The organism is Aminobacter sp. Piv2-1, from assembly GCF_037625995.1.
GTDB lineage: Bacteria > Pseudomonadota > Alphaproteobacteria > Rhizobiales > Rhizobiaceae > Aminobacter.
Genome location: NZ_JARKMU010000004.1, coordinates 349,039 through 372,956, shown reverse-complemented (window position 1 = coordinate 372,956; position 23,918 = coordinate 349,039). Strand labels below are relative to the sequence as shown.

22 protein-coding genes and 1 pseudogene are annotated in these 23,918 nt (G+C 66.1%); 17 read left to right on the top strand and 6 right to left on the bottom strand.

The features are described from left to right. Nucleotides 1-104: 104 nt before the first annotated feature. The 7 genes and pseudogenes from gstA (at nt 105) to AmiPiv_RS10010 (ending at nt 4,903) form a co-directional block, all read left to right on the top strand. Nucleotides 105-731: a glutathione transferase GstA gene (gstA, locus tag AmiPiv_RS10040; protein WP_340037251.1), complete on the top strand. Its 627-nt coding sequence runs from the start codon at nt 105-107 to the stop codon at nt 729-731. Between the two features lie 2 nt (nt 732-733). Then, a pseudogene (locus AmiPiv_RS10035) lies at nt 734-1,062 on the top strand (DMT family transporter). Between the two features lie 54 nt (nt 1,063-1,116). After that, a complete protein-coding gene (locus AmiPiv_RS10030; protein WP_340037250.1) occupies nt 1,117-2,028 on the top strand; it encodes a LysR family transcriptional regulator in 912 nt (303 codons plus the stop codon). A 117-nt stretch (nt 2,029-2,145) separates the two neighbouring features. Further along, the gene (locus AmiPiv_RS10025; protein WP_340037249.1) at nt 2,146-2,778 is read left to right on the top strand and encodes an NADPH-dependent F420 reductase; all 633 of its coding nucleotides are present in this window, start codon (nt 2,146-2,148) and stop codon (nt 2,776-2,778) included. A gap of 33 nt (nt 2,779-2,811) precedes the next feature. Next, entirely contained in the window at nt 2,812-3,213 is a 402-nt protein-coding gene (locus AmiPiv_RS10020) for a DoxX family protein (RefSeq protein WP_340037248.1), read from the top strand. A 68-nt stretch (nt 3,214-3,281) separates the two neighbouring features. Then, nucleotides 3,282-4,238, top strand: coding sequence for a glutathione S-transferase family protein (locus AmiPiv_RS10015; protein WP_340037247.1), 957 nt, complete (start codon nt 3,282-3,284; stop codon nt 4,236-4,238). A gap of 32 nt (nt 4,239-4,270) precedes the next feature. Then, nucleotides 4,271-4,903, top strand: coding sequence for an alpha/beta hydrolase (locus AmiPiv_RS10010; protein WP_340037246.1), 633 nt, complete (start codon nt 4,271-4,273; stop codon nt 4,901-4,903). A 109-nt stretch (nt 4,904-5,012) separates the two neighbouring features. Here the strand turns inward: AmiPiv_RS10010 and AmiPiv_RS10005 are convergent, their stop codons facing one another. Then, the gene (locus AmiPiv_RS10005) at nt 5,013-7,490 is read right to left on the bottom strand and encodes a GcvT family protein (protein WP_340037245.1); all 2,478 of its coding nucleotides are present in this window, start codon (nt 7,488-7,490) and stop codon (nt 5,013-5,015) included. 251 nt (nt 7,491-7,741) lie between these two features. Between AmiPiv_RS10005 and AmiPiv_RS10000 the strand changes: the two genes are divergently transcribed. Beyond that, nucleotides 7,742-8,401 carry a dihydrofolate reductase family protein gene (locus AmiPiv_RS10000; protein ID WP_340037244.1) on the top strand — a complete coding sequence of 220 codons (660 nt, stop codon included), beginning with the start codon at nt 7,742-7,744 and terminating at the stop codon, nt 8,399-8,401. A gap of 53 nt (nt 8,402-8,454) precedes the next feature. On the opposite strand, the gene AmiPiv_RS09995 is transcribed toward AmiPiv_RS10000, so the two are convergent. The 4 genes from AmiPiv_RS09995 to AmiPiv_RS09980 all read right to left on the bottom strand — a co-directional run bounded on the left by AmiPiv_RS09995 (nt 8,455) and on the right by AmiPiv_RS09980 (nt 14,133). Beyond that, nucleotides 8,455-9,237 carry a DeoR/GlpR family DNA-binding transcription regulator gene (locus tag AmiPiv_RS09995; protein WP_340037243.1) on the bottom strand — a complete coding sequence of 261 codons (783 nt, stop codon included), beginning with the start codon at nt 9,235-9,237 and terminating at the stop codon, nt 8,455-8,457. Between the two features lie 169 nt (nt 9,238-9,406). Continuing rightward, nucleotides 9,407-11,827 (bottom strand): GcvT family protein, encoded by a 2,421-nt coding sequence (locus AmiPiv_RS09990; protein ID WP_340037242.1) that lies wholly within the window; start codon nt 11,825-11,827, stop codon nt 9,407-9,409. 72 nt (nt 11,828-11,899) lie between these two features. Continuing rightward, complete coding sequence (locus tag AmiPiv_RS09985) at nt 11,900-12,856, bottom strand: PDR/VanB family oxidoreductase (RefSeq protein ID WP_340037241.1); 957 nt, start codon at nt 12,854-12,856, stop codon at nt 11,900-11,902. Nucleotides 12,857-12,933: 77 nt separating this feature from the next. Beyond that, nucleotides 12,934-14,133: an aromatic ring-hydroxylating oxygenase subunit alpha gene (locus AmiPiv_RS09980; RefSeq protein WP_340037240.1), complete on the bottom strand. Its 1,200-nt coding sequence runs from the start codon at nt 14,131-14,133 to the stop codon at nt 12,934-12,936. Between the two features lie 103 nt (nt 14,134-14,236). On the opposite strand from AmiPiv_RS09980, the gene gcvA reads away from it, so the two are divergent. From gcvA to AmiPiv_RS09935, 9 genes are all read left to right on the top strand, one after another. Beyond that, nucleotides 14,237-15,121: a transcriptional regulator GcvA gene (gene gcvA / locus AmiPiv_RS09975; RefSeq protein ID WP_340037239.1), complete on the top strand. Its 885-nt coding sequence runs from the start codon at nt 14,237-14,239 to the stop codon at nt 15,119-15,121. A 76-nt stretch (nt 15,122-15,197) separates the two neighbouring features. After that, entirely contained in the window at nt 15,198-16,346 is a 1,149-nt protein-coding gene (locus AmiPiv_RS09970; protein ID WP_340037238.1) for an FAD-dependent oxidoreductase, read from the top strand. Between the two features lie 135 nt (nt 16,347-16,481). After that, nucleotides 16,482-17,528, top strand: coding sequence for a GlxA family transcriptional regulator (locus tag AmiPiv_RS09965; RefSeq protein ID WP_340037237.1), 1,047 nt, complete (start codon nt 16,482-16,484; stop codon nt 17,526-17,528). Nucleotides 17,529-17,645: 117 nt separating this feature from the next. Continuing rightward, nucleotides 17,646-17,897, top strand: a complete 252-nt coding sequence (locus AmiPiv_RS09960) for a heavy-metal-associated domain-containing protein (RefSeq protein WP_340037236.1) — start codon at nt 17,646-17,648, stop codon at nt 17,895-17,897. A gap of 131 nt (nt 17,898-18,028) precedes the next feature. Then, the gene (gene metC / locus AmiPiv_RS09955; RefSeq protein ID WP_340037234.1) at nt 18,029-19,210 is read left to right on the top strand and encodes a cystathionine beta-lyase; all 1,182 of its coding nucleotides are present in this window, start codon (nt 18,029-18,031) and stop codon (nt 19,208-19,210) included. 68 nt (nt 19,211-19,278) lie between these two features. After that, on the top strand, nt 19,279-20,304 hold the full coding sequence (locus AmiPiv_RS09950) for an amino acid ABC transporter substrate-binding protein (RefSeq protein WP_340037233.1): 1,026 nt from the start codon (nt 19,279-19,281) through the stop codon (nt 20,302-20,304). 9 nt (nt 20,305-20,313) lie between these two features. Beyond that, complete coding sequence (locus tag AmiPiv_RS09945; protein ID WP_340037232.1) at nt 20,314-21,537, top strand: amino acid ABC transporter permease; 1,224 nt, start codon at nt 20,314-20,316, stop codon at nt 21,535-21,537. A gap of 3 nt (nt 21,538-21,540) precedes the next feature. Further along, nucleotides 21,541-22,662 carry an amino acid ABC transporter permease gene (locus tag AmiPiv_RS09940; RefSeq protein WP_340037231.1) on the top strand — a complete coding sequence of 374 codons (1,122 nt, stop codon included), beginning with the start codon at nt 21,541-21,543 and terminating at the stop codon, nt 22,660-22,662. Beyond that, nucleotides 22,659-23,402 (top strand): amino acid ABC transporter ATP-binding protein, encoded by a 744-nt coding sequence (locus tag AmiPiv_RS09935; protein ID WP_340037230.1) that lies wholly within the window; start codon nt 22,659-22,661, stop codon nt 23,400-23,402. Before AmiPiv_RS09940 ends, AmiPiv_RS09935 begins: the two co-directional genes overlap by 4 nt. 122 nt (nt 23,403-23,524) lie before the next feature. Here AmiPiv_RS09935 and AmiPiv_RS09930 read toward each other — a convergent pair whose 3' ends face one another. Beyond that, a complete protein-coding gene (locus tag AmiPiv_RS09930; RefSeq protein WP_340037229.1) occupies nt 23,525-23,776 on the bottom strand; it encodes a heavy-metal-associated domain-containing protein in 252 nt (83 codons plus the stop codon). Nucleotides 23,777-23,918: the final 142 nt, after the last annotated feature.

Below are 23,918 nucleotides of genomic sequence, written 5' to 3'. Positions count from 1 at the left end.
GCAAGCGTCATTGGCAAAGTCCCAATGAGCATTGCGACAGCGCAACGTCTAGTTTTGTCCCTGGACGCAACGACCACACGGTCGACAACCCAAGAGGACGGATCATGAAACTCTACTACGCCACCGGCACCTGCTCGCTCTCGCCCCATATCGTGGCACTCGAGGCCGGCATCCCGCTCGACATCGAGCGCGTCGACATCTTCAGGCAGCCGCATGTCACCGGTGCTGGTCGCGACTTCACCAAGGTCAACCCGAACGGCTACGTGCCGGCGCTCGAACTCGACGACGGCTCGCTTCTGACCGAGGGGGCGGCGATCGTCCAGTATCTCGCAGACCTTAGGCCCGCTTCGCAGCTGGCGCCGGCGGCCGGTACGCGCGAACGCTACCAGCTGCAGTCCTGGCTCAACTTCATCGCCACCGAACTGCACAAGATGTACAGCCCGTGGCTGTTCCATCCCGAATACGGCATCCAGGCGCAGGAGGTGGCGCGCGGCAAGATCGCGGAGCGTCTCGCTTATGTCGAAAGGCATCTGGAGGGCAGCGGCCCCTGGCTGATGGGCGAGACCTTCACCGTCGCCGACGCCTATCTGTTCACCATCGTCGGCTGGTCCGGCTACGCCAAGGTCGATCTCTCCGCCTTCCCGCACCTGCGCGCCTATATGGACCGCGTCGGCGTGCGACCGAAAGTGCGAGAGGCGATGTCGGCCGAAGGCATGAAGCTCGCGGCCTGACCATGAGCCAAGGCCTTGCCTGGAGCCTGCTCGTGATCGCTGGGGTTCTCGACGTCGCCTGGGCGGTGTCGATGAAATATGCCGAAGGCTACACCCGACCTGGCTGGTCGGTCGTCTCGGTGCTGCTGCTCGCAGCCTTCGTCTACCTGCTCGGCAAGGTGCTTGAGGCGCTACCTGTCGGCACCGCCTATGCCGTCTGGACCGGGATCGGCGCCGCCGGCACCGTCATCGTAAGCGCGGTGCTGTTCGGCGAGCAACTGACGCCGCTCCGGCTTGGCGGCATTGGCACCGTCTGGCCGGCATCGCTATGCTCAAGCTGGCGCCGGCCTAAAAACTGTCCCCTTACCAGCTTGGATGGCGAGCCCTGTGCCGCTAGAAGTTGCGCATGGACAGGCTCGAATGCGACCGGATGTTTGTGGCGGTTATGGAGACGGGCAGTTTTGCCCGGGCCGCCTCACGGCTGCGCACCAGCGCCGGGCAGGCTTCCAAGCTGGTGTCCCGGTTGGAAGCCGATCTTGGCGTCCGCTTGCTCAACCGCACCACCAGGGCGCTCGCAGCGACCGAGGCCGGGCAGGCCTATTTCGAGCGCGTGCGGGTTCTGCTCGCCGAGTTCGATTCCCTCGACGATGCGGTCCGCAATGTTTCCGGCACGCCGCGGGGCCGCCTCAGGGTCACCGCGCCCGTGTCCTTCGGCGCGCGCCAGCTGGCGCCAGTCTTCGTCGCATTCGCCCGGCAATTTCCGCAGATCGAACTCGACGTCAGCTTCTCGGACCGGGTGGTCAACGTGGTGGACGAGGGGTTCGACGTCGCCATCCGCATCGGCAACCCCACCGATACCAGCTTGGTCGCCCGCCGCCTCTGCGAGGCGCGCATCGTGTTGTGCGCATCGCAAGACTATCTGGCGCAGCACGGAGCGCCGGCCGACCCCGCCGGACTCGCGCCGCACGAGTGCATCATCGACACCAACTTCCGCGAGCCGGGCAGCTGGACCTTTCGCAATCCGGACGGCAGCGACGCCTCGGTAGGGGTGTCGGGCCGGCTGCGTTTCTCCAATGCCGATGTTGCGCTCTCGGCGGCCGAGGCCGGGCTCGGCATAGCAAGGGCCCCCAGCTTCATGGCCGGTCCACGCCTGCGCGACCGGCTGCTGGTGCCGCTGCTTGCCAGCTTCGAGCCATCGCCGCTCACCATCTACGCGCTCTACCCGCCCGGACGCCATCTCGCCATCAAGGTCAGGGTCTTCGTCGACTTCCTGGTGGAGCAGTTCCGCGGCGTGCCCGAGTGGGATCAGGGCTGGTAGCCATTATTTCCAAAATGGAATTAATAAAATGCTCTTGGCGCGGATAATATCCGCGCGGGAAATCCTCTATCTCCTTGCCATCGGCGCTGACCAGCGCGTGCACCAGGAGACAAGATCATGACCATTGCGATCATCGGAACCGGCAACATGGCCAAGGGCCTCGCCGGCGTATTTTCCAAGGCAGGCTACTCGGTCGCGCTCGGTTCGCGCGACGCTGCGAAGGCTGAAGAAACCGCCCGTTCGGCGGGCGTCAACGTGACGGGCACCGACATCCCGTCCGCGGTCGGCAGTGCCGACATCGTCGTCCTCGCCATTCCGTTCGACGCGGCCGGCGAAACGATCGCCGCGGCTGGCGGCCTCGACGGCAAGATCGTCATCGACATCACCAATCCCCTGACCGCCGACTATGCCGGCCTGACCATCGGCCATTCCACCAGCGCCGGCGAGGAGATCCAGAAGCTCGCCCCCAGGGCCAGGGTGGTGAAGGCGTTCAACACGATCTTCGCCTCGGTGCTCCAGTCGGGCGGCAATATCGGCGGCAAGCCTGCCACAGTGTTCATCGCCGGCGACGACAAGGACGCGACCGAGGCGGTCGAGACGCTGGTCGCCAAGTCTGGCTTCGTGCCCCTCCAGGTCGGCGGCCTCGGCGTCGCCCGCTACATCGAGCCGGTCGCAGGCCTCAACATCGTGCTCGGCTACATGCGCGGCCTCGGCACCGATATCGCGCCTGCCTGGCAGACCGCTGCCTGACATCTCAATCAACCAACATAGAGGACCCGAACCATGACCGAGACCAACAACGCCAACCTCGCCGCCCTCCTGCTGCGCGTCAGCATGGGCATCCTGTTCCTGGCCCATGCCGGCCTGAAGATATTCGTCTTCACCCCGGCGGGCACCGCCGGCTTCTTCGAAAGCATCGGCTTTCCCGGCCCACTTGCCTATCTGGTCATTGCGGCCGAGCTGCTCGGCGGAATTGCCCTCATCGCCGGCGTCTGGACCCGCTGGGTCTCGGTCGCGCTGATCCCGATCCTGCTCGGATCGATCTATGCCCCGCACGGCGCGGCCGGCTTCTTCTTCAGCAATCCGAATGGCGGCTGGGAATTCCCGGCATTCTGGGCCGTCGCCCTCGCTTCACTGGCGCTGCTCGGCAACGGCTCATTTGCCCTGCAGAAGGCGCGTGCCTGATCTACCACCGGCGGCGGCCCTGCAGGTCAGGTGCCGCCGGCCGACACTCTCGCGAACGGAAATTAATCATGCTCGTGAACGGCAAGTGGACCGAGGACTGGCAACCGGTCCAGGCAAAGGACGCCAAGGGCGGTTTCGTCCGCCAGGTTTCCAGTTTCCGCAACTGGATCACGCCCGACGGCAGCGCCGGCCCGACCGGCGCGGCCGGCTTTGCCGCCGAGCCGGGACGCTACCACCTCTACGTCGCATTGATTTGCCCATGGGCTTCGCGCACGCTGATCGCCCGCAAGCTCAAGAAACTCGAAGACATCATTTCGGTGTCCGTTGTCGAGCCGGCTTTGACCGACCAGGGCTGGCGCTTCGGCGACCATCCCGGCGCCGACCGCGATGAACTCAACGGCGCCACCTACCTGCACGAACTCTACAGCCTGGCCGACGACGATTTCACCGGCCGTGCGACGGTGCCCGTCCTCTGGGACAAGAAGCTGGGAACGATCGTCAACAACGAGTCCGCCGACATCGTCCGCATGTTCAATTCCGGGTTCGGTGCGCTGGCCGACCAGAGTATCGACCTCTACCCCGCCCACCTGCGCGACGACATCGACGCACTGAACGAACGCATCTATCCAGCCCTCAACAACGGCGTCTACCGGGCAGGCTTCGCCACCACGCAGCTAGCTTATGAGGAGGCCTATCGCGGCGTGTTTGCCATGCTGGACGAATTGGAGGCGCGGCTGGCCAACGGCCCCTTCCTGTTCGGCGCACCGTTCACGGAGGCCGACATCCGCCTGTTCGTCACGCTGGTGCGCTTCGACGCGGCCTATCACGGCCTGTTCAAGTGCAACCTGCGCCGCCTCTCCGAATATCGAAACCTGACGGCCTACATGAAGCGCGTGCTCGCCATTCCCGGGGTCCGCTCCACGGTCAATATCGGCCACATCAAGACAGGCTACTATTCCATCAAGTCGCTCAACCCGAACGGTATCGTTCCGGACGGGCCCGACCTGGGCGACCTGAGCCTCTGACCTACAAAGTTGAAAGCAGCAGGAAACCTCTCATGACCTCGTCGCCCGCCAACAGTCTCGTCATCTTTCTGCACGGCGTCGGCAGCCGCGGCGCCGATCTCATGCCCCTTGCCCAGAGCTGGCAGCATGTCCTGCCTGCGGACTTCGCAGCACCAGACGGACCGTCCGCCTTCGACGGCGGCGGCCAGGGCCGGCAATGGTTCAGCATCGCCGGCGTGACGGAGGCCAACCGACCGCAGCGCATCGTTGCCGCACGGCCCGCCTTCGACGAAGTCCTAGGCAACATCATCGACCAGCACGGACTGTCGCAACGGCTCGACCGCGTCGCCCTCGTCGGCTTCTCGCAAGGCTCCATCATGGCGCTCGACGCGGTGGCTTCGGGGCGTTGGCCGGTTGCCGCGGTCGTCGCCTATTCGGGCAGGCTCGCGTCGCCGCGTCCGTTGGCACCAGCCGGGTCGACGAGCGCGCTTCTGGTGCACGGCGCGGCCGATACGGTGATCCCCGCGGCAAGTTCGACCGAAGCTGCGGCAACGCTGCGCGAACATGGGCTCGAGGCGCAAAGCGTTATTCTGCCGGGCGTCGGGCACACCATCACTGCCCAAGGGGCGCAGCTCGGCGCCGATTTCATCGCCAAGCGGCTGGCCGCCCATTCGTCACCGACCTGACCTGCGACGACACCGGTGCCCTTCGCCGCATTGACGCTGACGCACGCTGTCAAAAAAGAACCCCTCCCGCGAGGGAGGGGCAGCTCGGGGAGGGTTCCGATACGCCGTTTCAGGCGGCGCCGCGCAGTGAGGTGCTGTCTGCCTTCACCCGCTCCGACTTGGGATCGTACGGCGCCTTGAGGTGGGCGGTCGCCGTGTGGCGTTCGCCGGCAAGGTCGATCGCGAAGCGGCCGCTCTCGATGAAATCCTTGTCGACACCATCGGCATGGTCGAGCAGGCCAAGCGCCACCGAGCGGCCGAGCGTGTGGCCGTAGGACGCCGAGCGCACTTCGCCGACAGGCTTGCCGTTGCGCAGGATCAGCTCGCCGCCCCAGAGCATGGGCGCTGCATCGTCGAGCGTGAACTGCACGATGCGGCGGGTGAGCTTGCCCTTGGCCTTGGCGGCGACCAGCGCCTCCTTGCCGATGAAGCCGCCAGGCTTGTCCATCGACACGGCGAAAGCGAGGCCGGCCTCGTAGGGGTTGATGTCGGGCGTGAGTTCCCGGCTCCAGGCGCGGAAACCCTTTTCGATGCGCAGCGCCTCGAGCGCGTAGTAGCCGCAGTCGGCGAGGCCATGATCGCGACCCGCCTCGTGCAGCGCCTCATAGACGCCGACGGCGAATTCGGTCGGCACGATCAGCTCCCAGCCAAGCTCACCGACATAGGTCATGCGGTTGGCATAGGCGGTGGCATAGCCGATGTCGATCTCGCGGATGGTGGCGAAGGGGAAGCCCGCGTTGGAAAGATCGGCCGAGGTGAGCTTGGCCAGGATGTCGCGCGAGCGCGGACCCATCAGCGCCAGCACCGCATAGGACGAGGTGACGTCGGTCAGCGTGACATGCGCATCCTCGGGGATGTTCTTCGCAATCCAGTCGGCGTCGTGCACGGCCTGGGCCGAGCCGGTGACGATCAGGAACTTGTCGCGGCCGAGACGCATCACCGTCAGGTCGCTCTCGTAGCCGCCGCGCTCGTTGAGCAGGCCGGTATAAATGGAACGGCCGATCTCGACGTCGATGTCGGCGGCGCAGATGTGGTTGAGCACACACGCCGCGTCGCGGCCCTGCACCATGATCTTGGCGAACGAGGTCTGGTCGAAGATGCCGGCTGCTTCGCGGGTGGCCTTCATCTCGCGCTGTACCGCGCCGTGCCAGTTCTGGCGACCGAAGGAGTATTCGGTCTCAGGCTTCTCGCCCGGCACGGCAAACCAGTTGGCACGCTCCCAGCCCATCTTGGAACCGAAGCAGGCGCCCTTGGCGGCGAGCCGGTCGTAGAGCGCCGAGCGGCGGAAGGGGCGGGCGGTATCCAACTCGCGGTTCGGCCAGGGCATGGCGTAATGCAGGCCGAGCGTTTCCTTGACGCGGTCGTGCAGCCAGCGCGGGTTGTTGTTGAAGCCGGCAAAGCGCCTGATGTCGACCGGCCAAAGGTCCATCGTCGCGGCACCATTGACGATCCATTCGGCCAGCGCCCGACCGGCGCCGCCGGCACTGGCGATGCCCATCGAGTTGAAGCCGGCGCCGACGAAGAAGTTTTTCAGCTCCGGCGCCTCGCCGAGGATGAAGTTGTTGTCGGCGGTGAAGCTCTCGGGGCCGTTGTAGAATTTCTTGACGTCCGACGTCTCCAACTGCGGCACGCGCACCAGCGCGTTCTGCATCAGGATCTCGAACTGGTCCCAGTCGTCGGGCAGAAGCGCGAACTCGAAATCGTCGGGGATGCCGTTCATGCCCCACGGCTTGGCCTCGGGCTCAAAGCCGCCCATGACCAGGCCGCCGACCTCTTCCTTGAAATAGATGTAGCCGTCGGGATCGCGCAGCACCGGCAGGTCCGGGTGCACGCCTTCGATCTTGCCGGTGACGATATACATGTGCTCGGCCGAGTGCAGCGGCACTGTCACCCCGCACATCGCGCCGACCTTGCGCGCCCACTGTCCGGCACAGTTGACCACGATCTCGGCCGCGATGTCGCCCTTGTCGGTGGAAACGCCGGTGGCGCGGCCCTCCTTGGTCTTGATGCCGGTGACGCGGACACGTTCGATCACGCGCGCGCCGCGGTTGCGCGCACCCTTGGCCAGCGACTGGGTGAGGTCGGTCGGGTTGGCCTTGCCGTCGCCCGGCAGCCAGACGGCGCCGACGAGGTCGTCGATGGCCATGACCGGCCACTTCTCCTGCGCTTCCCTGGCCGAGATCACCTCGATGTCGACGCCCTGCGCGCGGGCGGAAGCGGCCGTGCGCTTCAAGACCGTCATGCGGTCGGCGCTGCGGGCGACCGACAGCGAGCCGCAGTTCTTCCAGCCGGTGGCGAGCCCCGTCTCGGCCTCGAGCTCGCTGTAGAGCTGGGTCGAGTATTTGATCAGGCTCGTCATATTGGCGTGGCTGCGCAGCTGGCCTACGAGGCCGGCGGCATGCCAGGTGGTGCCGCCGCTGAGCTGGCCCTGCTCGAGCAAAACGACATCGGTCCAGCCGAGCTTTGTCAGGTGATAGGCGACCGAGCAGCCAATGATGCCACCGCCGACGATGACGACGCGAGCCTGCGTCGGGAATTCCTGCGCCATGATGATGAAACCTCCCAAGGGTGATGGTCGTCACCATATCGTCATCGCAACAAAATGCAACATTAAATGCAACAAATAGTCACATCTTATTTGCGGCGGTCGTCGCCGAGGCCTCGCATCAGAGGGGATGGCTCTCTGCTTTCAGCGTCACCATGCAGGAAGGACAGGGAAATTTTCGCGCATTTGTCGGAACGGACCGACGCCGCACGTCTTCCAGTGGTAAGCCGGCAGAGGCGATGAAGGAGAACGACATGAGAAAGATCGTGGTGGGTGCATTCATAAGTCTCGACGGCGTTATGCAGGCGCCGGGCGGACCCGAAGAGGACCCGATCGGCGGCTTCAAATATGGCGGCTGGGTCGCCCCCTATTTCGACAAGACGCTGGAAGAGGCGGTAGGCGAGATGTTCGCCAGGCCCTTCGACCTCCTGCTCGGGCGCAAGACCTGGGACATCTTCGCTGCGCACTGGCCCTATGTCGACGCCGACGATCCCATCGGCCCACTGTTCGACCGCATCAACAAATACGTCGCGACGCGTAACCCGGACCTCAAGCTCGGCTGGCAGAACAGCCATTCGCTCGGCGCCGACGCCGTTGCTGCCGTGCGAAAGCTGAAGGCCGAAGACGGGCCCGACCTTCTGACCCAGGGCTCGACCGACTTCCTCAAGACCCTGCTCGCCAGCGACCTGGTCGACGAACTCAACATCTTCATCTTCCCGCTGGTGTTGGGCAAGGGCAAGCGCCTGTTCGGCGAAGCTGCCCTGCCGTCGGCGCTGAAGCTGGTGTCGTCCAAGCTTTCCGGCACGGGCGTGACGGTCAACAAATACGTCCGCGACGACAACATCGTCACCGGTTCGTTCGAGTTCGAAACGCCGACGGAAGCGGAGCTGGAACGGCGGCGGAAGTTGACCTGACCCTGGGCAAACAGGCGCGGGCGGCGGCTTTGCCGCCTCGCCGATCCCTCCAGTTACTCCCCGACGATCACCTTCGGTCCCTTGCGCTCCAGGGCCTCGACCATGGCTGGCGGGGGAGGGGCGTCGACGATGACGCCGGCGGCGAGTTCGAAGCGCGGGATGCGCAGTGGGGTCAGGCGGCCGAACTTGGAACTGTCGAGCACGAAATAGGCGCGGGCGGCGGTGGCTGCCATGCGCGAGCGCTGTTCGGCGCCGTTGCGGGTGAAGTCGGTGACCTCGCCGTCGGGCGACAGCGCGCCACCGCCGAGGAACGCGACGTCGATACGGAAGCGGCCGATGGCGTCGAGCGCGTCGATGCCGACCGCAGCTTCCTCCGACGGATCGATCTCGCCGCCCAGCATGTGCACGCGCACATGCGGCTGCCGGCACATGTGCAGCGCGATCGTCAGGCTGGTGGTGCAGATCGTCAGGTTCTGCTTGCCGGCTAGCGCATGGGCCACGGCAAGGGTGGTGGTGCCGGAATCGAGGAACACCACCATGCCGTCCTCGACGAGTGCTGCCGCTGCCCGGCCGATGGCTGCCTTGCCGCCGGCATTTTCCTGGCTGCGCAGGGTAAGCGCCGGCTCGGTCGCCTCGAACAGCGTCGCCCCTCCATGGACGAGGTCGAGCTGGCCGCGCTCGGCCAGGAACTTCATGTCGCGGCGGATGGTCTCCCGCGACACGTCGAAGAAGGCGGCAAGCTCGGTGATGCCGACCGAGCCGTCGGCGGCCAGCCGCCTCAGGATCTCGTCGTGGCGGCGCGGCGCGAGCGCCTTGTGGTTCTGCGAGTCGGACATGGGGCCAATGTGGCGGCATTGCCGCGAGATTGGCAAGCGGATGTTGCAATATGTGGCATGCACGGCCTATCGCCACATCAAAACGCCGCGCCTCCGTTCGGAAGCGCGGCACTCTGATTTCTGAGGCGGAGCTGCCTTGAGCAGCCCGACCCTTTTCGGGCTCGAAACGCTAGAGCCGGACGCGCTCACCCGTTGGATCATAGGCGCAGCGCTCCACCACCGTCGCGCGGCTGCGGCGGCCGAAGGCCTCGACCTCGATTTCCTTGAGGCCCATGTCGTCGCCCTTGAGATAGCCGAAGACGAGGGATGCGCCGACCGTGTGGCCGAAGTCGCCGCTGGTGGTCATGCCGACGACGCGGCCGTTCACCGACATCGCCTCACCGCCATAGACTGCCAGCGGCTCGTCGAGCCGGAAGCAGGCGAGCTTGCGGGTGACACCGCGCTCCTTCTGGGCGGCGAGCGCGTCGCGGCCGTGGAAGTCGCCCTTCTTCATGGCGACTGCAAAGCCGAGGCCGGCCTCCAACGGGGTATCGTCGGGGGTGATGTCGGCGCCCCAGTAAAGGTAGCGCTTTTCCATGCGCAGGCTGGAGATCGCCTTGTAACCGACATCGGCGATGCCGAACGGCGCACCCGCCTCGCGCAGCACCTCGTAGACATAAGCCATGTATTCAGTCGGCACATGCAGCTCCCAGCCGAGCTCGCCGACATAGGTGACACGGGCAGCGAAGACCGGCGCCCAGCCGACGCGGATCTCGCGGCAGGTCATGTAGGGGAAGGCGTCGTTGGAAACGTCGTGTTCGCTGACCTTGGCCAGCACCTCGCGCGCCAGCGGGCCGCAGAGATTGATGACACCGTAGCCGCCGGTCACATCATGCACCGAAACCGAGCCGTCGCGTGGCATATGGCGGCGGATCCAGCCGCCGTCACGGGTGCCGAAGGCCGAGCCGGTGACGACATGGAACCTATGTTCGCCGCGCCGCATGATGGTGAGGTCGGCCTCGATGCCGCCGCGCTTGTTGAGCAGCTGGGTGTAGATGACGGCGTTGTCGCCCTTGTCGACATTGGCGGCGGCCAGCCACTGCAGATAGGCAAGCGCGCCCGGGCCGGAGACCTCGAACTTGGAGAAGGACGACTGGTCGACCAGGGCCACGCCCTCGCGCACGATCCTGTGCTCACGGCCGATGACCCCGGCATAGGGCGCGCGCTCGAAGGTTTCGAGCGGCGGCTTGGCCTCGCCCGCCTTCAGGAAATAATTCGGCCGCTCCCAGCCGAACTTGACGCCGTTGACTGCGCCTTGCGCGGTCAAGGTCTGGTAGAGCGGCGAGCGGCGCAGCGGCCGGCAGGCCGAACGTTCCTCTTCCGGCCAGGCAATGGCGTAATATTTGGAATAGGCCTCGATGGCACTGTCGCGCAGGTAGGCGAGGCCGCCATGCGGATGGCCGAAGCGGCGCAGGTCGAAGGCCCAGAGGTCCATGCCCGGGTCGCCCTCGACGATCCAGTTTGCCATGGCGCGGCCGGCACCGCCAGAGGCGGCGATGCCCGAGGTGAAGCCGCAGGCGACGAAGAAGTTCTCATAGTCGCCGGCTAGGCCCATCACCGGCTCGCCGTCGGCCGAGATCGGGATCGGTCCGTTGACCACGGCGCGCACGCCGAGGTCGCAGAGGACGGGGATGCGGTTGGCGGCACCCTCGATCACCTCGGCGATGCGCTCGAGATCGTCGGGGAACAGCTCCTGGCCGAAGCTCATCGGAAGCTTGCCGAGCCCGTAGGCGGCGCGGGTTTCCTTTTCCCAGCCGCCGATCGCCATCGCGCCGGGCTCCGGCTTGACGTAGAAATTGGCGTCGGGATCGCGCAGCGTCGGCAAATCGTCCGGCACCATCGGGGACTTCTCAGTGACGAAATATTCGTGCTCGACGACCGTGATCGGCAGGTCGATGCCGGCGAGCTCGCCGAGCTGGCGCGCCCACAGGCCCGCGGCATTGACGACGATCTCGCAGCTGACATCGCCGTCCGCGGTCTTCACCGCAGTGATGCGGCGGTCCTTGATGGCGAAGCCGGTGACGGTGACGCCCTCGACGATGCGCACGCCGCCCGTGCGCGCGCCCTTGGCGTAGGCGTGGGTCAGCGAATAGGGGTCGACATGGCCGTCCGACGCGATCCAGGTGGCGCCGCGCAGATCCTTGGTGTCGACGAGCGGGAACAGCCGCTTCACCTCGTCGGGTCCGACCAGCTCCATGTCGAAGCCGTAGCTCTTGGCAGCGGTGTGTGCCCGCTTGAGCTCTTCCCAGCGCGCGTCGGAGGCGGCGAGACGCAGGCTGCCGACATTCTTCCAGCCGACATCCTGCCCGGTCTCGGCGCCGATTTTCGCACACAGATCTGCACTGTACTGCATCAGGCGGGTCAGGTTCACCTTGCTGCGCAGCTGGCCCATCAGGCCGGCGGCGTGCCAGGTCGAGCCGGCGGTGAGCTGGTTCTTTTCGATCAGCAGCACGTCCTTTTCGCCCATCTTGGCGAGGTGGTAGGCGATGGAGGTGCCGATGGCGCCGCCGCCGACGATGACGATGCGGGCGTGCGAGGGGAGCTTGGACATGTTGGCCTTTCGGGACTGGCCTCGCGTGGCGCGAGGTATTGCTGGGTTAGGTGCGCCGGCGTGCCGGCCTGTTCAGAGATCGAGGGTCAGGCTCGGTGAGCGGGCGCGCGAACAGCAGACGGTGAGGAATTCGCGGCGCTCGTCGTCGCTCAGCGCAAGATCGCGGTGGTCGGGTTCGCCGGCGCTGTAGGCAACCATGCAGGAGCCGCAGATGCCCTGCCGGCAGCTCGTCGCGATGTCGTGGCCGGCGGCCTTGAGGGCTGCGAGCAGGGTCGTGCCGGCGGGCACGTGAATGGTCTTGCCAGTCGAGGCGATGGTGACGTCGAAGGGCCGGTCGCCTTCGGTCTGCCTGGCCTCTGGCGCGAAGCTCTCGACATGCACCCGCTCCTGCGGCCAGTTTTCCGTGGCGCGGGCAAAGGCCTTGAGCAGGCCGGCCGGACCGCAGGCATAGGCATGCACGCCCTCCGTCGGGGGTCCGATCATCGCTACCAGGTCGGGCCTTCGCGCCGGATCGTTGCCGTCGAGATGAAGTGCCGCGCGGCCCGCCGCGACCTCGGCCTGGATGAGGTCGCGAAACGCTACTTCCTTCAGCGAACGGGCGCAGACATGGACGACATAGCTCGCCCTGGCGCGGCGGAGGTGATGGATCATCGCGACGATGGGTGTGATGCCGATGCCGCCGGCGATCAAGACGTGGTGCCTTGCCTCCTCAGCGAGCGGAAAGCCGTTGCGTGGCGGATCGGCGCGCACCACCACGCCGCGCGCAAAGGTCTCGGCCACCTCGAGCGAGCCGCCTTCGCCGTTCTCCTCGCGTTGCACGGCCACCCAATATTCGGCGGAGCTGGCAGGATCGCCGCACAGCGAGTAGCAGCGCGCCCGCCCGCTTGGCAGGCGGAAGTTGAGATGCGCGCCCGCACTCCAGGTCGGCAGGCGTTCGCCATGGGGCGACACCAGCCGGTAGGCCGACACGCGCGACGTCAGCGCCTTGATCTCGGCGACCTGCAGGAGAATTTCCGGCCTGGAGAGCATCTTTCGCACCGTCCCGGGAGGATGGGTTTACGTGATCCGCGATCCCTCTCCCAGAAGGGGAGGGAGGACGTCTCGCCTCACGCCGTCATCTGGCTCGCGTACCAGCGCACATAGCGGTCGACATTGGCTTCCTTGGTCGGCGAATAGGGGCCGGGCTCGAAGCCGGGCGAGGTGATGCCGATCCACTGGCGGCGGCAGATCTCCCAGTCTTCCGACATGACCTCGTGATGGAAGGCGGCGATCTTCTCGGGATCGTAGTCGCGGCCCTCGACTGCATTCTCGTCGACCAGCCAGTAGCCGCGCACGATGGTCCTGGTCGGCGATACCGGCGTGATGCGCACGGTGTGGGCGTAGTCGGAATTGGCGTGGCACCAGAAATTGATGTTGGTGTTGGCGCGCGCCGTGCCCATGTCGGGATCGGTGAAGCCGGCCATCAGCACGTCGCAGACCAGCTGCCCGTCGGGGCTTTCGGTGACCATGCCCTTGCGCACCGGCGTGCGGTTGGCGCGGAACCATTCGGACGTGTTGTTGGACGAGGTGTTGACGCGGGCCGTGTCGAGCCCGGCCTTCTCCCAGCGGATGCGGCAGTCGCCCAGCCGCTCGGCGATCTCGTCCTTGAGGTCGGGATTGTCGCTCTCTGTGTCGTACTGCACCGAGACATAGCCGTGGTGGTTGGCCTCGCAGTGGTAGCACTCACGGTTGTTTTCGACGACGATCTTCCAGTTCACGTCGAGCTCGTAGTCGCGGATCAGCGCGATCTTGGCCTTGGCCATGCCCTGCGACTTCAGGATCGGCGACAGGTGGTCGCGCAGCTCGTGGAACGGGGAGGGGGTCTCCGACAGGTTGACGAAGATCAGCCCGTCGAACTCCTCGGCATGCGCCCGCTTCAGGCCGTGGGCCTGCTTGTCGAAATCCTCGCCCATCATCGGCGCGCCGATCAGGGTGCCGTCATGGGCGTAGGACCAGGAGTGATAGGGGCAGACGAGCCGTGCGGCCTTGCCCTTCTCCTTGGTGCAGACGATCGAGCCGCGGTGGCGACAGACATTGTGGTGGGCATGCACCTTGCCGTCGCGATCGCGCACCACGACGACCGGCGCTCCGCCGACATCGAGCGTCATGTAGTCGCCTGCCTTGGGCAGCTCCACCGAATGGCCGGCGAAGAACCAGTTGTTGCGGAAGATGCGCGCCTGCTCCTCGGCGAAAATCTCCGCATTGGTGTAGAAATCGCGCGGCAGGCCGTAGCCGGGGCGATAGCCCTGGAGCCAGTGGACGTTCATTGTAGTGCCTCCCAGATGCTGAACTGGACGGATAGGAACCTTTCTTGCCTGACCGAGCAAACGCGATTACCTTGGGGGTAGCGCAAGAAAATCTAATGGTGCCATGACCGCCGCCCGACCACCCCTGAACTGGCTCCGGGCCTTCGAGGCCGCGGCAAGGCTCGGCAGCTTCGCCGCCGCCGGCACTGAGCTGAACGTCACGCCGTCTGCCATATCGCAGCACATCCGGGCGCTCGAACTCAGGCTCGGCAAGGAGCTGTTCGACCGCCACGCCAATGGCGTGCGGCTCACCGACCGTGGCCGCCGCTATGCCGAGGAGCTTGGCCGCGCCTTCGCCCTGATCGACGAGGCGACCGCGCGGATCGCCGGGCGCGGCACCCGCGAGATGCTGGTCGTGCACGTGCCGACATCCTTTGCCAGCCAGTGGATCGCGCCACGGCTCGACCTGTTCCGCGTCCAGCATCCGACCATCGACCTGAGGCTCACCGCGCTCGACCATGGCGAGGGCAAGGTCGATGCGGCGATCGAATTCGGCTGGGGCAACTGGCCGAAGCGCGAGGCGACGCTGTTGCTGCGCGACGAGACCTTCCCGGTCTGTACGCCGAAATATGCCGAGACGTTGAATTCGCCTGAGGACCTCCGGGCTCGCGACCTGCTGCATGTGCCGGGCTATGACGAGGACTGGGACACCTGGCTCGCCCATGTCGGCGTCACCGGCATCGACACCTCGGCCGGTTCGTTCTTCGACCAGTCGATCATGGGCATTCGTGCAGCGGTCGAGGGCAAGGGCGTATTGCTCGGCCGGACGGCGCTGATTGAACGCGAACTGGCGGCCGGCCTGCTCGTCGCGCCCTTCGAACAGCGCCTGCAGGGCGCCGGTTCCTACTGGTTCCTGGCCACGCCGCAGAAGGCGAGGACACCGAAGGTGGTCGCGTTCCGCGACTGGCTGATGAGCATGGTGCGACCGGCCGCGACCGCCGAAGGCTGAGCATCGCGCGCAGCACATGGCTGCCCGCCGGAGCGGCCACTTGAACTTGCAACGAGCGCGGCCCACGTTCGGCGGCATGACTATCGAAGCACCCAACCACGACCAGTCGACCCGCTCACCTGAACGCCCGTTGGACGAGCCGTCGCTTCGCGCCGCCTACAAGGTCGATATCGTGGTCATCGGTGCCGGCCAGGCCGGGCTCTCCACCGCCTATCATCTGAAGAAACTCGGGCTGGCGCCGGGGCGCAATTTCCTGGTGCTGGACAAAGCGCCCGAGCCCGGAGGCGCCTGGCAGTTCCGGGCACCCTATCTGACGCTGAGCACGGTGAACCGCCTGCACGACCTGCCAGGGATGCAGTTCGACGAGGCGGTCGAGCTGCAATCGACCGAGGTGAAGGCGTCCGATGCCGTGCCGAAATATTATGCCGCCTACGAGCGCAGTTTCGAGTTGCCCGTCTACCGGCCCGTGACGGTGAAGGTGGTCTGCGAACGCAACGGCCGCTTCCGCGTCGAGACTGACCGCGAGACCTTTTCGGCGCGCGGCATCGTCAATGCGACCGGCACCTGGGAATCGCCCTTCATCCCGGATTTTCCGGGCCGCGACGGCTTTGGCGGGCGCCAGCTGCACTCCCGCGACTACCACACGGCCGGGGAATTTGCGGGCAAGCATGTCGTGGTGGTGGGCGGCGGCATCTCGGCGCTGCAGCTCCTGGACGAGATCTCCAAAGTGACCACCACGACCTGGGTTACCCGCAGCGAGCCGCAGTTCCGCGAAGGGCCTTTCACGCAGGAGGACGGACGCGCCGCGGTGGCGGTCGTCGAGGACCGGGTGCGGCGCGGACTCGTACCCGGCTCCGTCGTCTCCGTGACGGGCATTCCGCTGACGCCGGCGTTGAAGGCGGCGCGCCAACGCGGCGTGCTCGACCGCCTGCCCATGTTCAGCGAGATCACGCCGCACGGGATCCGCTGGGCCGACGGCGCGGAGCAGGCGGCGGACGTGATCCTGTGGGCAACCGGCTTCCGCAGCTCGCTCGACCACCTCGCGCCGCTGCAACTGCGCGAGGAGAGCGGCGGCATCGTCATGGCAGGCAGGCTGGCGACGCAGGTCGCAAAGGACCCGCGCATCCATCTCGTCGGCTACGGCCCCTCCGCCTCGACCATCGGCGCCAACCGCGCCGGAGGTGCGGCGGCGCGAGAGCTCACGACTTATCTCGGGCTGGCCTGAAGCAACCCTCCTCGTCGTCCGCCTCCTAACCGGCATCATTGTAATGTTGCATTTTGTGTTTATTTTTGCCATTTTGTGACAGCCGGCGTTCGGGCGGTCGTTGTCCGTCCGTCGCCGCTGCGCAGGGAGGGGCAGATGAACGCACCGAGCAAGCACACGGTCTTCAGCATCGATGCCTATCGGCAAGGCGCCGGAATCGCCCAGCCCGCGAGGCAACAGGCCGCGCCGGCGGAATTCCTGGTGCTGTTGCTGCCAGGCTTTTCCCAGCTTTGCCTGTCGTCGCTGGTCGATCCGCTCCGGCTTGCCAATGTGCTGTCCGGCCGCGACCTGTTCCGCTGGAAACTGACCAGCCTCGATGGCCGGTCGGTTGCAAGCGCCAGCGGCATTGCAGTCGAGGTCTCCGGCTGCTTCGCCGAAGCTGCCAGCGCAGCACTCTATGAGCCGCAGTCGACTTTGACGATCTGCGCCGGCGAGTACGTCGAGCGCCACAGCTCGCATGAGCTGCGGGCCCTGTTGCGCCGCGCCGCACGCGCTCAGTTGCCAATCCATGCACTCGGCACGGCTACCTGGCTGCTCGCCGACGCGGGCCTTCTTGGCGAGGCTCGATGCACCATCCACTGGGGCAAGATGGCAGCGCTGTCCGAAACGTTCTACGACCTGGCAATCGACGACGCGCTGTTCGTGCGCGACGGCCAGATCGTCACCTGCGCCGGCGAGCTCGCCGCCTTCGATCTCGCCATTGACCTGGTGCAGGAGCGCTGCGGCGCCGAGCTTGCGCGGAAAATCTGCCAGCACGTTACCGCCGACCGCTGGCGCGATGGCGCGAGTTGCCAATCGGTGCCGCCCGGCCTGCGCTACGGCAGCACAGGCAAGAAGCTCCTACGCATCATCCGGCTGATGGAACAGAATATCGAGGAGCCGCTGTCGCTGGAGGAAATCTCGGCGCGGGTGTCGCTGTCGCGCCGCCAGATCGAGCGGCTGTTCGAACGCCATCTTTCGACGACGCCCTGGCAGCACTATCTCGGGCTCCGGCTCGCCAAGGCGCGGCAACTGATCGAACTCACCGCCATGCCGATCATGGACGTCGCCGTCGCCTGCGGCTTCGTCTCGTCCTCGCATTTCTCAAAGAGTTTCCGAGATCATTTCCGGGTGTTGCCGAGCAAACTCCGCGCCGCCGCCTGACAGCCAGGAACCGACGCCGGAGAGGCCTTCAATTTTCCCCCGAAATGGCGCTTGACCTTCCAGTGCTGGAAGGGTGCAAGGTCCAGATCACGGAAGAGTTACTCGGGGGAGGATCGAATGTGCTCTAGCCACCAGCATCACGACGGCGTCGTCGCCGACGCCGCGGTCAAGGGCGTGACCTTCAAAGTCGAGGACATGACCTGCGGCCATTGCGCCGGCACGATCAGCAAGGCGATCGAGCACACGCTGCCCGGCGCTGCCTTCTCGATCGATCTGGAAAGCCGGCAGGTGACCGTCGCCGGCGACGCGGCAATCGCCGAGAAAGCGATCCAGACGGCCGGCTATCAGCCGGAGCGTCTCGCCCGCTGACCCAATCCGCCGGGGAGCCGGCAGCAAGCATGCTCGAAAGAGGTACGTCCGCGCACAGGCCGCGCGGCGCATGCCTTGGGCTGTGCGACAGCAGCGGCAAGCCACGAACTGAATTCCACCAAGAGGCTCGAATGCACGACGAAACCCGTCTTCTTCACACCGCCGTCGACGACCTGCCCTTCAACACGTTGACGCCGGCGGTCCATCGCGCTTCGACAATCGTGTTTCCGACGGTGGAGAGCTTCCTTTCCCGCCACACCCAGTTCTACGATGGCTATTCCTACGGTCTCTACGGTCATCCGGCATCGCGGAACCTGGCAACCCAGATCGCCGCGCTCGAAGGCGGTGCTCGCAGCCTGATCGTACCGTCGGGCATGGCGGCGATCATGGTCACCAACCTTGCCTTGCTGCGCGCCGGCGACCATGTCCTGCTGCCGGATCCCGTCTACGGGCCATCGCGCTCGTCGGCTGAGAAATTCATGTCGGGCCTCGGTGTCGAAGCGACGTTCTACGATGCGCTGGCCGGCGCCGGCATCGCCGCTCTCATGCGCCCGAACACTCGCCTGGTCTGGGTGGAATCGCCCGCCTCTTTCACCATGGAAGTCCAGGACCTTCCGGCGATCGCAAAAGCCACCCATGCTCACGGCGCGCTTGTCGCGGTCGACGGCACCTGGGCCTCGCCGCTCGGCTTCAAGGCACTGAGCCATGGCGCCGACATCGCCGTGCAGGCGCTGTCGAAACATGTCGGCGGCCATTCGGACCTTTTGCTCGGCAGCGTCACCGTCGCCACGGAAGAGCTTTTCCGGCGCATCAAGGACGCCGCCCGCTTCCTCGGCCTCGGTGTCTCGCCGGAGGATTGCTACCTGGCACTGCGCGGTCTCGGCACGCTCGCCGCGCGCCTGGAGCGCCAGAGCGCCTCGGCGCTGAAAATCGCCACCCGCCTGGCCGAGCATCCCAGCGTCGACCGCGTCCTCTATCCGCCGCTGCCCGGCGACGCCGGCCATGCAATCTGGCGGCGCGATTTCCAGGGCGCTTGCGGCGTCTTCTCGGTGGTACTGCAACCACGGGACATGCGCAGGCTGTCGAGCTTCATCGAGGAACTCAGGCTGTTCCGCATTGGCGCAAGCTGGGGCGGCCTGCACAGTCTCGTGGCGCCGGTGCAGCTCGAGGGAGCCCGCACCGTTGCACCGTGGCGCGAGAAGGGGCCCCTGCTGCGCTTCAGCATCGGCCTCGAACATGCCGACGACCTTCTGGAGGACATCGAGATCGGGCTTGACCGCTACGGTTTCGATCGGGAAGCGGCGGCAGAATAGCCGGTTGCCGGGAAGCCCCGGCGACAGGACACAATCCAAAAGACCAAAACGGCAGGAGGAGATTTGCCATGAAGAAAACTATGCTTTGGGGGATCGTCGGATTGAGCGTGGTGGCCACCTCGGCGCTCGCCGGCGAAGGCGACAGGGTCAAGGCCATCAAGGACCGCGGCGAACTGATCTGTGGCACGAGCACCGGCACGACCATCGGCCTGAGCACGCTCGACGCCTCGGGCAAGTGGGCCGGCCTGGAGGTCGACTATTGCCGCGCGGTGGCCGCCGCCATGTTCGGCGATCCCGAAAAGGTCAAGTTCGCGCCGCTGGAATTCAAGAACGCATTCGCCGCCCTGCAGTCGGGCAGCGTCGACATGCTGGCCCGCGCCGCCGCCTGGACCTACACCCGCGACACCGAAATGAAGTTCGACTATGCCGGCGTCTATATGTATGACGGCCAGGGCTTCCTGGTGAAGAAGAGCCTCGGCGTCACCAAGCTCGCCGACCTGAACGGCGCCTCGATCTGCGTTTCCGCCGGCACCACGACCGAACTCAACCTCTCCGACTATTTCCGCACGAACAAGCTCGAATACACGCCCATCGTCACCAACAGCCGCGAGCAGAACCTCGCCAATCTCGAGGCCGGGCGTTGCGACGCCTACACCAACGAGCGCGGCGGGCTGGCGGCGAGCCGCCTGGGACTGTCGGCGCCCGATGATTACGTGATCCTGGACGAGATCATCGCCAAGGAGCCGCTCGGCCCGATCGTGCAGCAGGACGACCCGGCCTTCCGCGACGTCGCGGCCTGGACCCTGTTCACGCTGATCAACTCCGAGGAGAAGGGCATCACTTCGAAGAACGTGGCGGAAATGGCCTCCAGTTCGGAGAACCCCGAGATCCAGCGCATGCTGGGCAAGACCGGCGACTTCGGTGCCAAGCTCGGCCTCGCCAACGACTGGGTAGTGAAGGTGATCTCGTCGGTCGGCAACTACGGCGAGATCTTCGATCGCAACCTCGGTGCCGGCAGCCCGGTCAAGCTCGCGCGCGGCCAGAACGAGCTGTGGTCGAAGGGCGGCCTGCTCTACGCTCCGCCGGTACGCTGAGGTCGACCCATGGCTGTCTCGGACCAGAACATGGCCACCGGCATCTGGAGCGGCGCGGAAAGCGACGAGGCTGACGCCCAGCCGCATCTCGGTCCGAGGCAAAGGTGGGCACGACGCAAGGCGATCCTGCAGCAGGCGGCAGTCCTGCTGCTCGTCGCTGCGCTGGCGGTGTTCGTCATACGCAACACCGTCGTCAACCTGCAGGCGCGCGGGCTCGCCTCCGGCTTCGACTTCCTCTGGCAGGAAGCCGGCTTCCAGATGGCCTTCAGCCTGATCTCCATAGACCCGACCTCTACCTATGGCCGGGTCTTCCTCGCAGGCCTTTTGAACTCCCTGCTCGTGGCGGCCCTGGCAATTACCGCCGCCACGATCCTGGGGTTCGCGGTCGGGCTTGCGCGGGTGTCGCCCAGCGCCCCGGTCAGGTACGTGGCTCGCGGTTACGTCGAAATCGTCCGCAACCTGCCGCTTCTGCTGCATCTTCTGCTTTGGCAGGCGGTGGTGCTGCGTTCGCTGCCCACGGTGCGGGAGGCGATCGGCCTCGGCGGTTTCGGCTTCCTCAGCAACCGCGGCCTCTATCTGCCGGCGCCGGTCGCCGGCGACGCCATGGCGATCGCCGTCGCCATGGTCGTCACGGCCGGCATCGCCGCAATCGTTGCGGGTTGGGTGACCCGCGGCCGTGCCCAGGCGCGCGGCGAATCTCCCCCGCGCTTCGGCCCGGTGCTCATCGCCGGCGGCCTTATCGCCAATGCCGTCGCGATCGCCACGCTCGACTGGCAAATACCCGTGCTCGCAGGCTTCGACTACCGCGGTGGGCTCAAGCTCATGCCCGAGTTCGTTTCGCTGGTCGCCGCGCTCACGATCTACAATTCCGCTTTCGTCGCAGAGATAGTGCGCGCCGGCGTGCAGTCGGTGGGACGCGGGCAGCGGGAGGCGGCGCTCGCCCTCGGACTGCCGCCGAAGCTGATCCTGCGTCTGGTCATCGTCCCCCAGGCGATGCGGGTGATCATCCCGCCGCTGGCGAACCAGTACACGCATCTCATCAAGGCCTCGGCGCTCGCGACCGTGGTCGGCTTCCCCGATCTCGTGAACGTCTTCCTCGGAACCTCGCTCAACCAGACGGGCAGGGCAGTCGAGATCGTGGTCATCACGGCATGCGTCTATCTGGCCCTCAGCACGACGGTGGCGCTGGCGACCAGCGCCTATGGACGTCGCGTCAAACTGGTGGAGCGTTGAGCCATGGCCCATTCTTCCGTTTCCGGAACTTCGAGCCCGCTCGTGCCCACCACCGCCGTCCGCAGATTGCTGGCCACCGTGGTCGCCAATCCCTTCGGCACGGCGGTCTGCCTCGGCCTTGCCTATCTCGCCTGGACGCTCGGTCTCAGGATCGTCGACTGGGCGTTCGTCAACGCCACTTGGGTGGCTTCGGACCGTGCCGGCTGCAATCCCGACGGGGCCTGCTGGGCCTTCATCGTCAATCGCCTGCCGCAATTCGCCTTCGGCTTCTACCCCGAAGCCGAACGCTGGCGCGCATGGATCGTGCTCATCGCCCCGCCGCTGTTGCTGCTGCTGGCAATGGCACCGGAATTTCCGGGCCGGCGCAAGGTCCTGGTCGGCGGCTTCTGCCTGTATCCGGTCGCGTCCTTCATCCTGCTCTCCGGCGGCGTGCTCGGTCTTGCGCCCGTTCCTTCGGAGAAATGGGGCGGCCTGCTGCTGACGATGGTGGTCGGCATCGGCGCCTTCGTCTTCTCCTTCCCCGTCGCTATATTGCTGGCACTCGGGCGCACCTCGAAGCTGCCGGCCATCCGGCTGATCGCCACCGGCTTCATCGAGTTCTGGCGCGGCATGCCGCTGATCGCCATACTGTTCATGTCGGTGATCATGCTGCCGCTGTTCCTGCCGCCGGGCGTCGAGTTTCCGCGCCTGACGCTCGCCATGACCGGCATCACGCTCTATTCGGCGGCCTATCTCGCCGAGGTTGCCCGCGGCGGCCTGCAAAGCGTCGGCCGCGGCCAGAGCGAGGCCGCCAATGCGCTCGGCTTCGGCTTCTGGGCGATGCAGGGCTACATCATCATGCCGCAGGCCCTGCGAGCGGTGCTGCCGGGCATCGTCAACTCGGCGATCTCGCTGCTCAAGGACACCACCTACGTGATGGTGGTGGGCCTGTTCGACCTGCTCAACATCGTCACCGCAGCCCTTTCGGATCCCGCCTGGCTGGGGCTTGCCACCGAAGGCTACGTCTTCGTCGGGCTCGTGTTCTGGAGCCTCTGTTTCGGCCTGTCCCAGGTGAGCGCCCGGATGGAGCGCGATTCCGAGCGGGCCCAGTTGCGCGCGCCGAATGGCGGAAGGAAAGCATCATGACAGCCAACGCATCCATCGCCGTCCGCTCGCTGTCCAAATGGTACGGTTCCTGGCGGGCGCTCCGCGACGTGTCGCTGGACATCGACGGCGGCACCTGCACCGTGCTCTGCGGCCCGTCGGGCTCGGGCAAGTCGACCCTACTCAGGTGCCTGAACGGGCTCGAGGAGTGGCAGGAGGGCGACGTCGCGATCGGTGGGGTTGCGGTCGGCTACAAGGCGCGGGAATTGCGCAGATTGCGCCGCGACGTGGGCATGGTGTTCCAGAGCTTCAACCTGTTCCCGCACCTTTCGGTGCTGGACAACGTCACGCTTGCGCCGCGCATCGTTCGCCGCCGAGTCCGGCGGGAGACCGAAGAGCACGCGATGCAGTTGCTGGAGCGCGTCGGTGTCGCCCAGCACGCCGCCAAGCTTCCGTCGGCGCTATCCGGCGGCCAGCAGCAACGCGTGGCTATCGCGCGCGCCCTCGCGATGCGGCCGAGCGTCTTGCTTTTCGACGAGCCGACCTCGGCGCTCGACCCGGAATCGGTGAAGGAGGTGCTCGACGTCATGATCGATCTCGCACGTTCCGGCACCACCATGGTTGTCGTGACCCACGAAATGGGTTTCGCCCGACGTGTCGCCGGCCGTGTCGTGTTCATGGACAAGGGAAGCATCGTCGAGACGGGCGAGCCGGGCGAGTTCTTCGACTGCCCCTGCACCGACCGAGCCAAGGCGTTCCTGGGCAACATCACCAGAAACTGATCGGCGGGGAACAAGCGGCACAACCCATCGCGTCGACCTGCAAGCGGTCCAACGGATGGCAATGGCGGATGCCGTAGCCAAGAAAAAGGCTGCGCCGGACCCAAAAGCCCGGCGCAGTTTAGTCAGTGAGCGAGACGCTCGGGCTGGTAGCCGGCCGTCTGGATCGCCTTCTCGGCGAGAGCCGCATCGCCGGCCACCGTCACCTGCTTGCTCGCCAGATCGATCGAGAACGCAGCGCCGGGCAGCGTGTGCTCGATCGCCTTCTTGATCGTGCCTGCGCAGTGGCCGCAGGTCATGTCGTCGACCTTGAAGGTAACGCCCTTGACCGAGGCGTCGGCAGCGACGTCGTCGTGATGCTGGTGACTAGAGCACATAGTGGACCTCCTGGTTGCCCTTAAACACGAGGCGGACCATGCGGCCTTCCCACACGGGAAGGTCAAGGGCCTTTCGGCCAGAATCCGGCGCAAACGGGACTATGTGCGGGTCTGCGCGCCGATCGCCAGGGATGCGACGGTT